General features: G+C 49.6%; 10 protein-coding genes. 7 read left to right on the forward strand and 3 right to left on the reverse strand.

The annotated features are described in order from the left end of the window. The first annotated feature begins 47 nt into the window (after positions 1-47). The 3 genes from H9I36_RS11150 (at position 48) to mnmE (ending at position 6005) form a co-directional block, all read left to right on the forward strand. Complete coding sequence (locus H9I36_RS11150) at positions 48-2138, forward strand: methyl-accepting chemotaxis protein (protein ID WP_187385493.1); 2091 nt, start codon at positions 48-50, stop codon at positions 2136-2138. Between the two features lie 144 nt (positions 2139-2282). Then, positions 2283-4610, forward strand: a complete 2328-nt coding sequence (locus tag H9I36_RS11155; protein WP_187385433.1) for a putative glycoside hydrolase — start codon at positions 2283-2285, stop codon at positions 4608-4610. Positions 4611-4619: 9 nt separating this feature from the next. Continuing rightward, positions 4620-6005, forward strand: coding sequence for a tRNA uridine-5-carboxymethylaminomethyl(34) synthesis GTPase MnmE (gene mnmE / locus H9I36_RS11160; protein WP_187385434.1), 1386 nt, complete (start codon positions 4620-4622; stop codon positions 6003-6005). A 185-nt stretch (positions 6006-6190) separates the two neighbouring features. On the opposite strand, the gene H9I36_RS11165 is transcribed toward mnmE, so the two are convergent. The 3 genes from H9I36_RS11165 to H9I36_RS11175 all read right to left on the reverse strand — a co-directional run bounded on the left by H9I36_RS11165 (position 6191) and on the right by H9I36_RS11175 (position 9379). Further along, positions 6191-6865 carry a DUF2715 domain-containing protein gene (locus H9I36_RS11165; RefSeq protein ID WP_187385435.1) on the reverse strand — a complete coding sequence of 225 codons (675 nt, stop codon included), beginning with the start codon at positions 6863-6865 and terminating at the stop codon, positions 6191-6193. A gap of 414 nt (positions 6866-7279) precedes the next feature. After that, on the reverse strand, positions 7280-7945 hold the full coding sequence (locus H9I36_RS11170) for a DUF2715 domain-containing protein (RefSeq protein ID WP_187385436.1): 666 nt from the start codon (positions 7943-7945) through the stop codon (positions 7280-7282). Positions 7946-8614: 669 nt separating this feature from the next. After that, positions 8615-9379: a transglycosylase SLT domain-containing protein gene (locus tag H9I36_RS11175; RefSeq protein ID WP_187385437.1), complete on the reverse strand. Its 765-nt coding sequence runs from the start codon at positions 9377-9379 to the stop codon at positions 8615-8617. A gap of 336 nt (positions 9380-9715) precedes the next feature. Between H9I36_RS11175 and H9I36_RS11180 the strand changes: the two genes are divergently transcribed. The 4 genes from H9I36_RS11180 to H9I36_RS11195 all read left to right on the forward strand — a co-directional run bounded on the left by H9I36_RS11180 (position 9716) and on the right by H9I36_RS11195 (position 14981). After that, complete coding sequence (locus tag H9I36_RS11180) at positions 9716-11758, forward strand: methyl-accepting chemotaxis protein (protein ID WP_187385494.1); 2043 nt, start codon at positions 9716-9718, stop codon at positions 11756-11758. A gap of 185 nt (positions 11759-11943) precedes the next feature. Then, a complete protein-coding gene (locus H9I36_RS11185; protein ID WP_187385438.1) occupies positions 11944-12438 on the forward strand; it encodes an Lrp/AsnC family transcriptional regulator in 495 nt (164 codons plus the stop codon). After that, positions 12438-13625 (forward strand): pyridoxal phosphate-dependent aminotransferase, encoded by a 1188-nt coding sequence (locus tag H9I36_RS11190; RefSeq protein ID WP_187385439.1) that lies wholly within the window; start codon positions 12438-12440, stop codon positions 13623-13625. Before H9I36_RS11185 ends, H9I36_RS11190 begins: the two co-directional genes overlap by 1 nt. A 3-nt stretch (positions 13626-13628) precedes the next feature. Next, positions 13629-14981, forward strand: coding sequence for a tetratricopeptide repeat protein (locus H9I36_RS11195; protein WP_222864698.1), 1353 nt, complete (start codon positions 13629-13631; stop codon positions 14979-14981). Positions 14982-15180 lie beyond the last annotated feature (199 nt).

Here is a 15180-nt window from a genome sequence, read left to right on the forward strand (position 1 = left end):
GAAAAAATCATAGCGTTTCGACGGAGCAAATTGTCAATACGGAAAACGTGCAAAAACGTTTTTCCCTTCGCTATAAACTTATCCTTATTTTCGGATCATTAATCTTAACGGCTGTCGCGGCAGTGCAGATATTTGCAATCAGAACTGCACGAAAGGCGGTAATCGAAAAAGTCGAAAAGCATCTTACCGATAAAGCGACCGATGTTGCGGAAATTATCGACGGCAGAGTGACGGCTTTTTTTCAATTCATGGAAGGCATCGCACGTATGCCGCAGTTACAGGACACATCTCTTTCCGTTCGGGAAAAATTGCAATTCTTAAAAAACGAAGCGGCTTTTAATAAGCGTATCAACGATTTCGATTTTTGCGATACGCAGGGATATATGTATACCGCAAACGGCAATCTCTTTGTCGGAGACCGCGACTGGTATAAAGCTGCCGTATCCGGAAAAGATTTTATGTCGGAGCCGCTTATTTCGCGTGTAAGCGGCGAACTGATCATTGCATGTGCCGTTCCCGTTTACGACCGCGACAGAAATATTGTTAACATATTGCTGGCGGCAATAAGCGGGACCGAAATGTGTGACGACATCGACGACATTGTTGTAGGAGAGACAGGCAACTCCTATGTACTCGGTTTAACGGGGACGACGGTTGCGCATCCGGACAGAAGCGTCGTAGAAAAAATGTATAATCTTATCGAAGATGCCGAACAGAATCCGTCACTCGAATCGACTGCGGAATTTCTTCGTCATGCGCTCAAGATAGATGAAAGCGAAATAGGATATTATACGTACAAAGGCGAATCGTACATCGCTTCATACGCGACGATGAAAACATCAGGTTGGACGGTTATTATAAAAGCGCCGGTCGAGGAATTTATGGGTTCTGTACGGTCACTCATCCGGAATCTGGTTGTCATCGGTTGCATTGCTTTGATCGTCGCCTTTATTGTCGTGTACTTTATTGCGGTGAAGATAATAGCGCCTATTCGAAACGCCGTTGGCGCACTGTATGACATTGCGCAGGGTGAAGGAGATCTCACTGTGCGACTGCCGGTAAACGGCAACGACGAAGTAACCGATATGGCGCTGTATTTTAATAAAACGATCGAAAAGATCGGTAACTCCGTAAAAGCGGTCGGAGAAAACAGCAGCGACATGGAAGCGATCGGTGGTGAGCTCGCCTCGAATATGACCGAAACGGCGAGTGCCGTTCACGAAATCAGCAGCAATATCGAAGGCGTAAAACAACAAGCGTTCACACAGGCTGCAAGCGTAACGGAAACCGCTTCCACAATCGAAGAAATCGTGCGTACGATCAAACAGCTGAACAACAGCATTGAAATGCAGGCTGCAAGCGTTGCGCAGTCTTCGGCATCGGTAGAAGAGATGGTTTCAAATATCGGATCGATTAGGCAAACGCTTGAAAAAACGGACGACGTCATCAAAACGCTTGCGGATGCTACCGCCGACGGTAAAAGTACGGTCGTCAAGGCGAATACGGTAACACAACAGATTGCCGAAGAATCGGGAGGTCTGCTGGAAGCGTCAAGCGTCATTGAACATATCGCGAGTCAGACGAATCTTTTGGCGATGAATGCGGCTATCGAAGCCGCTCACGCGGGTGAAGCGGGTAAAGGCTTTGCCGTCGTCGCCGATGAAATTCGCAAACTTGCCGAAGATTCCGCGACGCAGGGGAAGACCATTACGTCGACATTGAAAACGCTCTCCGGTGAAATCGAAATACTTTCCGATTCCGCAAAAACCGCGGAAGCAAAATTCAATGCGATTTTTAATTTATCGGAACAGGTAAAATCGATGAGCGACCGTTTGACCGAAGCAATGCGCGAGCAGGAAAACGGCAGTAAAGAAGTACTCACCGCGATTAAAAACATCAATTCGGTAACGATCGAAGTGAGTGAAGGTTCCGCAGAAATGTTGAAAGGCGGCGAAGGTGTTGCCGCAGAGATGCGTAAGCTCGACGATCTTACCCGTATTATTACGGACAGCATGAACGAAATGGCGGCGGGTGCGATGCAGATAAACAACGCCGTACAGGAAGTGAACGAGATAACGCAAAAAAATAAGCGGAGTATCGAAAACTTGGCGGAAGAAGTCGGTAAGTTCAAAGTATAGGCCATCTCAAAAAAATTGCCGTATAATGCGCGGATCGTACACGGGCGGCTGGCGGAAAGCCGCGCCGTCCGCGGTCGTTCCCGTACACGGCATGCGCTGTCTTCCGATTTAAACATTTGCGAAGGGCTTGCCGATAATCGATATATGGCTCTCTTACTTTTTTTTATCGCATCGGTTTTTTTTATCGCTCCGGAAAAAGGTTTTGCTCAGGATGCAAAGCCGCTCTACGAACTGCCGTCTTCCGCAGACTCCGGGCGGGAAGCGATATTCCTTGCAGGTTCCGATAAAGGTTTATATAGAATTGCGTCATCGAATACCGCGATCCCTTTGTGGACGGATGGAAAAGTCGAGCAGATCGTGCGCATTGAAGCGGGCGGAAATTTCGGCGAACGTTGGTATTTCCGCACATCGAAGGGAATCGTGTACAGCGAAAACCTTGCCGATTTCGAATTGCGCAACAAGGGCATCGCTCCGCTCATTATTAAAAAATACGACGGAAAAACCGTGACGCTTACGGAGCAGGTTCCGATTCTCAAAGACTTGGCTTTCGATCCGCTGAATCCGCTGAACATGGCGACGGCTACCGAAAACGATGTGTACATAACGAGCGACGGCGGAAGGGAGTGGAAGTCGATCGGTTCGACGAGCAGGATAACGCCGGGCATCAAAGCCGTTGCGATTGCGACGATGGAAGGAGGGGCGCTCGCCGTTTTCGAATCGCACCCGATATTCGGACTTTCGTATATATTTCCGTATGCGAAAAACGCCGCGTGGCAGGATGTTCCCAAGGGTATAAAAATGCCGGCGTCGCTCACGTCGCCCGACGAGATTTCGGATATCTATCCTCTGGTCAGAACGAAAGCTGACGGAACGAAGTATGCAGAAATTTATTTTGCGCAGTCGTATTTGCCGAACCTCTATCGATTCGATTGGAACTTAAAAACATCCGTGTGCATCTATGAGGGAACGGAACCCGCCGACAGCATCGAAAGCATTACGAGCGTCGGAGGTGTCCTCGTCTTTACGCGCATAGAATCGCTCGGTTCGATCGATGTCGCATCTTTGCAAAGTCCCGGCATCCCTGCAAACTTTGAAAACTGGAAGCGGAGTTTTTCATGCGTTCCGGGCATCGTCAACGCGGCGTGGGTGCCGAAAAGCAAAAGCGGTCTTGCCGAAGGTCTTTTGCTCGGAGAGTTGTGGATGCTCTACCCCGGCACGATCAACACTCCGTACGCGGAAAAAGCGAACTTGAAAAAGGGCGTATACATGCCGCCGAACCGCGGCAGCGAGCAGACGGGAATCGACAATTTCAGAAAATTAATAAATAATAATAATTTGAATGCGCTCGTCATCGATATGAAAGACGATTACGGTCTTTTGCGCTACAAGCCGCGCGATCCGCTCGTGGCGGAAAAAGGGCGCGTATCGCAGTACGCCGTTGACATCGATCACTTCGTCTCCGAGTTTAAAAAGGATAAGGTATATCTCATTGCGCGCATCGTCGTGTTTAAAGACCGGAATCTCGCCAAGTATTCGGGCGGCAAGTACGCGGTATGGGATGCCGCGTCGAAAAGTCCGTGGGTCGGTATTAAATCTTATGATGACGGATCCGATTCGGCCGGGAAAAAGACGGTCTCGTATTACGATGAAAACTGGGTCGATCCGTATTCCGAAGAAGTATGGGAATACAACGTCGCCGTCGCAAAAGAGCTTATCGCGCGCGGTTTCGATGAAATCCAATTCGATTATATCCGCTTTCCGACGGACGGCTTGAATTTGAAGAGCGCGTCGTACCGCCGGCAAAGCAAGGGCATGACGAAAGAGAGCGCGCTCATTTCATTCCTTTCGTATGCGCGCGAAAACATCGATGCACCGATCGGGATCGATATATACGGCGCCAACGGATGGTACCGCAGCGGTACGCGCACGGGGCAGGATGCGGAGATGCTCGGAGAATACGTCGATGTCATTTCTCCGATGTTTTATCCCAATCACTTCGAACACGAGTTTATGAACCGTGCGCCCTATGCGGACAGGACGTATCGAATTTACTATTACGGAACGTTCCGCGCGTCGGTGATGACGAGGAACAGAACGATCATTCGCCCGTGGGTGCAGGCGTTCCGATTGAACGTCAGCTACGACCGGCAATATTACGGTACCGAATATATCCAAAAGGAAATTTTCGGCGTGCGCGATTCCGTCGACCGCGGTTATCTGTATTGGAACAATCTCGGCGCCTACGATTATATCCTTCCCGACGTAACGGCCGAATCGAAGTATATCGGTACGGCACCCGAAGCGGATGAAAAGTTCAGAAAGCCCGCGTTCGGAAGCGCGGTAAAGCCGCCCTTTGCCGATGAAACGGTTTCCGTGCTCGACAGCGTACTCCATCAGGAAAAAACGCGCAAAGAGTCCGAAGCGTCCGGCTATACGCCGTTTCTCTATATTCCGTTTATGCGCTTGCGCTGAGGAGCGTACATGTCGGGAACCTATACGCCTGATGAACCTATAGCCGCTATAGCGACGGCGCTCGCTCCGAGCGCGCTCGGCATCGTGCGCACTTCGGGAAAAGGCTGCATCGAACTCATTGCCGAACTGTTTTCGCGTCCCGATGCATTGTTGAATGCCGGAGGCAACACGATCGTGTATGGCTGGATCCGGGACGGAGATAAAAAAGTCGACGAAGTGCTCGTGTCGGTTTTTCGCGCTCCGAAAAGTTTTACCGGCGAAGACATGACGGAAATAACGTGCCACGGCGGACCTGCGGTCGTAAACGCAATCAACAAACTGCTGCTTGCAAACGGATTCCGCGAAGCCGAGCGCGGAGAGTTTACGTTCCGCGCTTACGTCAACGGAAAAACCGATTTGACAAAAGCGGAAGCGGTAAGGGAAATCATCGAAAGCCGCACCGACGCATCGAGGGGCCGGGCTGCCGGAAGGCTTTCGGGTTCTCTCTTCGATGAAATCGATTCGATAAAAAAGCTGCTCGTCGATACGCTTGCGTCTATCGAAGTCGCCGTCGAATATCCCGAAGACGAAGAGACGATAGCGGATTCTTTCGACCGTGCGGACATCGAGCGGGCGGCATTTTTTTTGCAGGCGCTTGCCGATTCGTGGAAAAGCGAAAAGCTCTATCAGGACGGAGCGCGCGTCGTTTTGTGCGGAAGGACGAACGCCGGCAAATCGAGTTTATTCAATACACTTTTAAAAGAAGAACGCGCAATCGTTTCCGATATCGCGGGTACGACGCGCGACTGGCTTGAAAGCTGGGCGGATTTCGGAGGCATACCGGTGCGCCTCTTCGACACGGCGGGCTTGCGCGCGACGGCGGATATCGTCGAAAAGCAGGGCGTTGAATCGGCGCGTTCGCTCACAAAGGATGCGGACGTCGTGCTCTACCTCGCCGACGGTACGGCGGGTTTTACCTCCGACGACGAATCGTTTTTGAGAGACTGTTCCGAACCCGTCGTGTTCGTATGGAACAAAAGCGATGTCGAAGGTGAGAGGCGGCTTTCCGATGAACAGAAAAAAATGATTGCGGATCTGCGCGCGGAAATGGTCGTAAGTGCAAAAAAAGGCGACGGGATCGGAAAGCTCGTCGAAGAAGTAAAACGCTCTCTCGTTTCGGGGGCGGATACGGAGCGGAAGCAGGCGGGGCTAGGTTCGGCCAGACAAAAAAAATCGGTCGAAGAAGCGCTTTTAAGCGTGCGTCATGCGCTTACGAGCGCCGACGAAGACTACGCGCTCGATGCCGTCGTTCAGGATTTGGAAGACGCGCTCGCCTCTCTCGGCGAAGTGACCGGAGAAGTGACGCCTGAGGACATACTCGAAAGCGTATTCGGCAATTTTTGCGTCGGAAAGTGAAACACAAATGACAGGCGGCTTCGAGCGCGGTTTTCCGACTCCTCCGAGACCGCGGACTCCGCCGCATAAAGAAGCGCCGGCGGGCATCGCAGCTCTACCGGCGCTCATACTGTTTTCGGATAACCGAAAAAGAAAACCGCTGAAAACCGACCAAACCGACCGTGTTTCAGCGGCAGCCTATTTGCTTAGAATTTGAATATGGGTCCGAGTTTTACGCTGAAGATATTGGAAAAACCGACTGAAGTCATTGTGCGTTCGCGAGAACCGCTTGTATAACTATATCTGCCGATTGCGATGCCGAATGCATCCGACAACAGCAAATTGATGCCGATGTTTTTTGTAAAGAAATATTGCGCTCCGGCCTGTAACGGAATACCGACATTGAAGTGCCACATATCTGCCGGAAATGATATGTCATTAACAAACGGCGTTATTTTTCCGATGCCCCATGCAAGCCCTGAACCGATATTGATAAAGAGCTTTTGATCGAGCAATTTAAATGTAGCGCCTAAAATAAAGCTCTGCTGAAAAATGGTATTTTTATCGAGTTTGAAATCCAGTGAGTCGCTGCCGGATTTCACTGTACCTTTACCTGCAACGGAAAAGTCGTTGTTTACCATAAAGGTAAAACCTTTGTTTGTGATAAAGCCGAGCGTCAAACCGATAGGCATATGATTGAAAAACATCGTGTAGTCATCGGTTGCTTCATCATAAACAGATCCGACTGTCCGTGTATTCTTCCATATTCCCGCAACGCCGGTGTTCGAAAAACCTATCGTGGGAGAGAGGATAAACTCCGCCGCAAACGAATGCGCGGAAATCGCCGCTGCTGCAAAAAAAACCAAAAACAGTTTTTTCATTTTGTTCCTCCATAAAAATTTAATTAATAATAAACCGCTTTTAACCGTACGTCAAGGCAGCCTTTATTTTTTGTTTTTTTTCGTGCGAGACGGGAAATTGTCGGGACATATTCTCTTACCGTTTTCCGCCCATCGCGACCGACGCATTTGCATCGAGCGGATTGTTGTAATCGATATATGCCATAACTTCTTCGGCAAAGCGTTTGTCGATCATCTGCATTTGGAAGACGCGCTCGCCTCTTTCGGCGAAGTGACCGGAGAAGTGACGCCGGAAGACATACTCGAAAGCGTATTCGGGAATTTTTGCGTCGGAAAGTGAGCGTGCAGAGGCGGGCTTTCCCGTCGGCGCATATTGCGTTCGGACGATTAAACGGTACCGCTAAAAACGGCCGAGTTTTTAGCGGTAGTCAATTATTAAAATTTGAATACCGGACCGACTTTTACGGTACCCATGTAGGAAAACCCGATCGAATACACTCGGTCATCGTTGCTGTTCTTACCTAAGTTTCCGACTGCGAATCCGAGCGCATCCGTCACCATCAAATTGATGCCGATGTTTTTTGTAAAAAAGAACTGCGCCCCGGCCTGTACCGGAATGCCGAAAGTAACGAGAGGCATATTCTCCGGCAAGTATCCGTGGCTTTCAAAGCTATACGGTTTTAGTCTCCCGGTGCCCCAAATAAATCCGGACCCGATGTTGATAAAGAGTTTTTGGTTGACCAATTTAAATGTATAGCCGAAAATAACGCTCTGTTGAAAGATGATATTTTTATCCAGTTTTAAGTTTCCCGAATCGTCTTTAAGCTTCATTGTACCTTTGCCTATCGGAGAAAAATCGTTGTTTACCATAAAAGTAAAACCTTTGTTCGTAATAAGCCCCAGCGTTATACCGACGGGCATGTGATTGAAATACATCTTACAGGTTTCACGGTCGCCGGCATGCGATCCTTCTTGCGCTACTGCGATCCCTATGCTGCTCGTATTGGAAAAGCCTATCGTGGGCGAGAGGATAAATTCCCCAGCAAACGAATGCGCGGAAACCGCCACTGCTGCAAAAAAAATTAAAAACAGTTTTTTCATTGTACACTCCTATAAAAAACTTTTACAGGAAGTTTCAACTTCCGAAAAAGTTTTTAGCCGTGCGCGCTAGCGCACGCGTTAATAATCGAGTTTGTAAAATAACATGCATCGTATCCATCCGATTTTTATCGGAACGGTACGTATACAAGTTTTCTGCAAACATCCGAGCAAACTCGAGATAAGAACGCTGCGATTTCGAGCAATGCGCAGAAATCGCGAGTGTCTCCTATAAATAAAAAACGCTTCGGCGTTTTTCTTCTCCAGACTTTAACGACGGCGATATTTCAGACGTTGCTTTTTATCATACCTCCTTTTGTTTACAGGCACTGCCGTAAAATTTGTGAATCTTTTTAATGAGCATTGCTGCCCTTTAAATGCGGAAGATGATCGCCTGCGTAATACGGATGCGATTTTGTAATGAGAAAAGATTGCAGTGCCCAATACGAAATAAACCGGCGGGTGTTTTGATACAGGAGACTCAATTTTTTAACAAAATTGAGCGCATCGGTTTTTATAATTGTATTAAAGAGTGTAGTGCGCATAAAAGCTACTTTTCAAATTCAATAATTACTATAAATATTTTTTATTTTCCTGTCAAGGTTGTATTATTGATTTAATTATTACGGTGTTGTGTAAAAAGAGGGACTTTCAATATCCACGTTTGCGCGTTCAGCGTTTTCCGCCCATCGCGACCGACGCATTCGCATCGAGCGGATTGTTGTAATCGATATATGCCATAACTTCTTCGGCAAAGCGTTTGTCGATCATCTGCTTGTGCGTCATGATATTTCCGATATAGTTGAGTGTTGACTGCGGCGTACTGTTTGCGCGCACGCGGTTCGCACCCGCGTTGTACATCGCAAGCGCGGGGATGATATTTCCGGCGATGTTGAGGCAAAAGCGCAAGTGCGCCATACCGTAGCGCGCGCTGACTGCGGGATTGAAAAAATCTTTTTCGCCGAGCTGAGGAAACGAGCGGTCGTTGAGCTGGAAGAGCCCGCGGTCGATTGAGCTGTTCGTATTGTAATTGACCGCGCGTATATTGTAGCGGCTTTCCGTATATGCGAGCGAAAATGCGAGCGACAGCGGAATATCGTTTTTGTCGGCGAATTCGAGGATGGCCAGCGTAATGTCGCGGTTGTTCGTTTCGCTGATATAAAAATCTTCGACGGCGAGCCGGTAATACGGCTGGCGGTACAGCGTGAGCCCTTCGTCTCCGTGCCGGACGACGGCGGGTTTGTCGGACAGCGGCGTATTGAATTCCGCCCGTATTTTCGGCCTTTCGTTTTTCGCTGCGGGAATGTCGAAGGGGGCGACCTTTTGTTCGGGAAATATAAAAAATATCGACAGCGACAATGCGCCGAGCACGCTTATACAGATGAGAGCGCTTTTCCCTGTCTTTGCAAAATCTTTTCCGTTCGGTTTGTATTTCATTTTTGTTATACCGATAATTGCCGTGCGTTTTCCGAAAAACGGCAGGCATGAACAACTATACCGTAAAACTCGGACAATTGCTATCTTCCGTAGACCGCTTGTAGACCGCTGCGGATTTTGCTTTTGCAGATTTTGTTTTCTTTTCAAACCTTGCGTTTAGTGATATAGTGTACCCGCAATGCTCGGATCGACGGGCACGATAAAAGCGTTGTCCGGAATATCGGCGTTGCCTGAATCCGAATACAAAAAACGCAAACGCGCAGCATAAGGAATGGAGGCTCTATTTTGAAAAAGCGTTTTTCTCTTCGTTACAAACTTCTCGTTATCTTCGGGTGTATGGCTTTTCTGACGAGTTCAATCTTATCGCTCATAGCCGTACTTTCATCTCGCAAAGCGGTCATTGAAAAAGTGGAAACGCACCTTATCGACAAAGCAAACGACACGGCGGAAATCGTCGACGGGCGTATTGCAATCTTTTTTCAACTTCTTGAGGATATTGCGCGGGAACCCGTTCTGAAAGATCCCGCAGTGTCATATCGGGAAAAGGCGGATTATCTGCAAAAAGCGGTTTCTTTGAATGAAAAAATCGAACAGCTTAATCTGTACGGACTTTCCGGCGTACGTACGACGAGCGACGGAACGATCGTGGATGTGCACGATCGGGATTGGTTTAAAGCCGCTTCTGCAGGTCATACGTTTATTTCTGAGCCGCTTCTTTCCAGGTCGCTGAATAAATTTACGATCATACTTGCAACGCCCTTATATGATAACGATCACAATATGATCGGTGTATTAAACTGCGTTGTCGACGCGAAACTTCTTACAAATCTTATTTCCGATATCGTTGTCGGTGAAACAGGCAATTGCTATATAATGGGTAAGAGCGGTGTCATTATCGCAGATAAAGATATCGAGCTGGTTAGAAGTCAAGCGAATATCATCGAGCAGGCAAAGACGAATAAAGAGCTTACTTCGTGCGCCGCTTTTTTGGAGCACGTTTTGGATACCGACGAAAGTGAAATCGGTTACTACACATACCAAGACGAAACCTATATCGCTTCTTTTGCGAAAATGAAAATGGCCGACTGGTCGGTTATTATCCGCGCTCCCGTAAACGAATTTTTGGGAGCGGTAAACACCTTGCGCCTTTCGCTCATAGGTCTCACCGCGATTATGTTAGTTATCGCAGTTATCGGTATCTATCTCATTGCGCGCGCCATAGTGAAACCGATTCAACGAGTCGTCGGTGCATTGCGGAATATTTCACAGGGTGAAGGCGACCTTACCGTCCATCTTCCGGTAAACGGCAACGATGAGATCACCGATATGGCCGAATACTTCAACGAAACGATCGCGAAAATCGGCCGCTCCATAAAGACCGTCGGAGAGAACTCCGGCACGATGGAAGCCATCGGCGAAGAGCTTGCGTCGAATATGACCCAAACGGCAAGCTCCGTACACGAAATCAGCGCGAATATCGACGGCGTAAAACAGCAGGCGCTGACACAGGCGGCGAGCGTGAGTGAAACGGCCGCGACGATCGAAGAGATCGTTCGTACGATCAAACAGCTTAACAACAGCATCGAAACGCAGGCGGCAAGCGTCGCCCAGTCGTCGGCATCGGTGGAAGAGATGGTCGCGAACATCGGTGCGGTTACGCAGACGCTCGAACAGACGGATGACGTTATCAAAACGCTTGCGGATGCGACGGCTGACGGCAAAGGTAGCGTCGTCAGCGCCAATGCGGTGACGCAACAGATCGCCGAAGAATCGGGGAGTTTGCTTGAAGCCTCGAGCGTCATACAGCACATCGCAAGTCAGACGAACTTGCTTGCGATGAATGCGGCGATCGAAGCGGCGCATGCGGGAGAGGCGGGGAAGGGTTTTGCGGTCGTTGCCGATGAGATTCGAAAGCTTGCCGAAGATTCTGCAATGCAGGGCAAGACGATAACGGAGACGCTGAAAACGCTCTCCGGAGAAATCGAAACGCTGTCGGCGTCGTCGAAAACGGCGGAAGAAAAGTTCAATACGATTTTCAATTTGTCGGAGCAGGTAAAATCGATGAGCGATCGATTGACGGAAGCGATGCGCGAGCAGGAAAACGGGAGCAAAGAAGTGCTTGCGGCAATAAAGAGTATCAGCACGGTGACGATGGAAGTGCAGAGCGGTTCTGAAGAGATGCTGAAGGGCGGGGAGAGCGTTGCCGGAGAGATGCGGAAGCTTGACGATCTGACGCGCATCATTACGGACAGCATGAATGAAATGGCGTCGGGAGCGGTGCAGATAAACAACGCGGTGCAGGAAGTGAACCGGATTACGCAAGAGAATAAAACGAGCATCAAAAAGCTGGCTGAGGAAGTGGGTAAGTTTAAAGTATGATGAGCTGCGCACAGGCTGCTTAAAATGCCGCAGCTGTGTGCACCCGATCATGTATCATTAAGTTTTTTTCAGACGGCTTCGTTTGTGCGGAGCCGTTTTTTTTCTTCAAATGATGAGAACATACTCAATTGTAAGGCTCTTCCAAATATGATATAGTAATACGATATACTTTGAGGAGTCGTAGTATGGATATTGCCGAAGAGATTCTCGATTTACTGCGTGAAAATGCGCGCCTTTCCGTCGAAGACATTTCCGCGATGACGCGAAAGACGGAAGACGAAGTGCGTGCTGTGATTAAAAAACTCGAAGACAGCGGTGTCATCATGAAATACGCGGCTATCGTCAATCCCGAAAAAGACGGCGAATTCAAAGACCGTGTGCACGCCGAAATCGAAATACAGGTTACGCCCGAACGCGACAGGGGTTTCGATGCGATCGCCGACAGGATATGGCGCTTTCCGCAGGTAAAATCGCTCTACCTCATGAGCGGCGGTTATGATCTCAAAGTGATCATCGAAGGCGATACGCTGAAAGAAGTTGCGCTCTTCGTCGCGAGTAAACTTTCGACGATCGAAGGCGTACGCTCGACGAAAACGCATTTTATTTTAAAAACATATAAAGAAAACGATATCGTTTACGTCGAACAGGATCGCGACGGCCGTGAAGGAGTAACCGCCTGATGAACACGCGCGACGATCGCTTTTCCAAAAAAATTCTCGCAACACCTCCGTCGGGCATCCGCAAATTTTTCGATTTGATAATCGGTCGCGACGATATCATCTCTCTCGGTGTCGGCGAACCCGATTTTCCGACGCCGTGGCAGCTGCGCGAAGAAGCGTTTTATCATCTCGAAAAGGGGCAGACTTCGTATACGTCGAATTGGGGGCTTCTCGAACTGCGTGAAGAGATCGCGCGTTACCTTGCGCGCTACGGTATGTATTACAATCCGAAAAACGAAATTATCGCAACGATCGGCGGATCGGAAGCGGTGGACGCGGTACTCCGTTCCGTCTTGAATCCCGGCGATGAGATCATCGTGTGCGAGCCGTGCTACGTTTCGTATCAGCCGCTTTCCGAACAGTGCGACGCAACCCTCGTTCACTTGGATACGAGCGAAACGGATTTTATCCCGACGGCGGAAAAAATCGCAGGCGCGGTCACCGAACACACGAAAGCGCTCATGCTGTGCTCTCCGTCGAATCCCACGGGACGCATGATCCCGAGCGACGAGCTTGCAAAAATTGCGGAAGTGGTCAAAGCGCACAAGCTCTGGTGCATCAGCGATGAAATTTACGGCGAGCTCGTATACGACGGACGTAAGCACGTTTCGATCGGCAGTTTTCCGGGCATGAAAGATTACTCGGTCATCATCAACGGATTTTCGAAATCCTTTGCAATGACCGGATGGCGCATCGGCTATCTCGCGGCGAACGCGGAATTGACAAAACAGGTGTGCAAGCTGCACCAGTATTCCACGATCTGCGCTCCGATCATGAGCCAATACGCGGCGATTGAAGGTTTGAAAAACGGATGGAACGAAGTCGAGAGGATGCGACGGAGTTACGAGCAGCGGCGGAATCTCATGTATAAAGCGTTTTGCGATATGGGACTTCCGTGTACGGAAGGTGAAGGCGCGTTTTATCTTTTTCCCGATATCCGTTCGACGGGTTTGACGAGCGAAGAATTTGCAACGCAGCTTATCGAAAATTATCAAGTAGCGGTCGTGCCGGGTACCTGTTTCGGAAAGGGCGGCGAAGGATTTATCAGATGCTGCTATGCGACCGATATTAATAAAATAAAGATTGCCGTTTCGCGCATAGCGGAACTGGTAGGTGAGCTTCGGAAAAAGCGGGAGACTAATCGTTAACACATGGATGCAGCGATACCTATTTTAATAGCAGTCGTTTTTGCGGCCGTCGTCGCATCTCTCATTTTGGCGCTTCGTTCCGCGGCGGCACGAGGTGAAAAAGGTGCCGGTGCGGGAGGCAAACAAAAGAGCAGACGCCTCGTTATCCGCGAGTGTTCGAAAAAGCTCGCGCGCGATCCGCGCAACGTGGAGGCGCTCTCGACACTCGGAGACCTATACTATGACGAAGGAAATTGGGATAAAGCGTTCCCGCTCTACAACCTCCTTTTCGATTTGATACCGACGCACGTCGAAATCAATGCGGGAAAGGCGGCTGCGCGGCAAGGAATTTCCGCGTTTCATCTCAATAAATTTGAAGACGCTGAACGCGGACTTTTGGCCGCATGCAAATTCGAGCCGGACAATTTCGACGCAAACTTTTATCTCGGCCGGCTCATGTATCAAAAAAACGAATATGAAAAAGCCGTCCTTTGTTTGCGGAAAGCGAGATCGCTCAATCCCGAATCGACGGAAACGGACGAACCGCTCGGTTTGGCGTATTTTAAATCGCAGCATTACCGTGAAAGTATTCCCTTCCTTCGCCGCGTGCTCGATCAGGATCCGACCGACAAAGACGCGCTTTTTGCGATTGCGACGGCGATGGATAAAACGGGCTACGGCGATAAAGCGCTTAAAGTGTTTATGCACTTGCGCCCGGATCCCCAATACGGCGCTCAGTCCTGTCTTTCGGCGGGCTTGATCCACGAACACGCAAATCAATATCAGCTTGCGGAGCAGGATTACGAAATCGGTTTAAAGCTCGAAGAGGTTCCACTTGATCTGCAGACGACGCTGCGCTATCGGCTCGCGAACGTGTATCTCGCGCAAAAAAATATCGGCAAAGCGCTCACCTATCTCAAAGAGATACAGGATACGGTGCCGGGCTATAAAGACGTGCCCGCTCTGATCCAGCGCTATCAGGAACTCAATACGAACGCGAACCTGCAAACCTACCTCATGTCGCCGACGGGCGATTTTGTAGCGCTCTGCCGCCGCTTTGTCGCTTCGTATTATTCCGATGCGACGGTAAAGATCGAAGACTCTACGGTGACGCAGGAGTTCGTCGAAATCCTCTGTACCGTCGATACGCCGCGCTGGGAAGATTCCGAGCTGTTCCGTTTTTACCGCAGCACCGGAGCGATCGGTGAATTGTACGTGCGCGAATTTCACGCAAAGCTCCGCGATATGAAATGCGACAAAGGTTTTTGCATCACGGCGGGTGCGTTTACCGAAGGCGCGCACAAATTTTCCGAAGGCCGTCCCATCGATTTGATCGAAAAAGGCCGCCTTGTTTCGATGCTGAAAAAGCTTATGTAAGCGGAAAATCGGCTGTAGGACCGGCAGCAGCTCCGCCCTTTGCGCGGGGAACTTCGCACTTCGTGCTCGTTGCAAGTCGCGCGGGGAACTTCGCACTTCGTGCTCGTTGCAAGTCGCGCGGGGAACTTCGCACTTCATGCTCGTTGCAAGTGGCGCGGGGAACTTCGCACTTCGTGCTCGTTGCAAGTCGCGTGTCTTT

The sequence above is a fragment of the Treponema sp. Marseille-Q4130 genome, from assembly GCF_014334325.1.
Classification (GTDB): Bacteria; Spirochaetota; Spirochaetia; order Treponematales; family Treponemataceae; genus Treponema_D.

Excerpts from the sequence above, each read along its gene's own strand:
- H9I36_RS11155 (WP_187385433.1), top strand. The coding sequence starts at position 2,283 with ATGGCTCTCTTACTTTTTTTTATCGCATCGGTTTTTTTTATCGCTCCG.
- mnmE (WP_187385434.1), top strand. The coding sequence starts at position 4,620 with ATGTCGGGAACCTATACGCCTGATGAACCTATAGCCGCTATAGCGACG.
- H9I36_RS11165 (WP_187385435.1), bottom strand. The coding sequence starts at position 6,865 with ATGAAAAAACTGTTTTTGGTTTTTTTTGCAGCAGCGGCGATTTCCGCG.
- H9I36_RS11170 (WP_187385436.1), bottom strand. The coding sequence starts at position 7,945 with ATGAAAAAACTGTTTTTAATTTTTTTTGCAGCAGTGGCGGTTTCCGCG.
- H9I36_RS11175 (WP_187385437.1), bottom strand. The coding sequence starts at position 9,379 with ATGAAATACAAACCGAACGGAAAAGATTTTGCAAAGACAGGGAAAAGC.
- H9I36_RS11180 (WP_187385494.1), top strand. The coding sequence starts at position 9,716 with ATGGCTTTTCTGACGAGTTCAATCTTATCGCTCATAGCCGTACTTTCA.
- H9I36_RS11185 (WP_187385438.1), top strand. The coding sequence starts at position 11,944 with ATGGATATTGCCGAAGAGATTCTCGATTTACTGCGTGAAAATGCGCGC.
- H9I36_RS11190 (WP_187385439.1), top strand. The coding sequence starts at position 12,438 with ATGAACACGCGCGACGATCGCTTTTCCAAAAAAATTCTCGCAACACCT.
- H9I36_RS11195 (WP_222864698.1), top strand. The coding sequence starts at position 13,629 with ATGGATGCAGCGATACCTATTTTAATAGCAGTCGTTTTTGCGGCCGTC.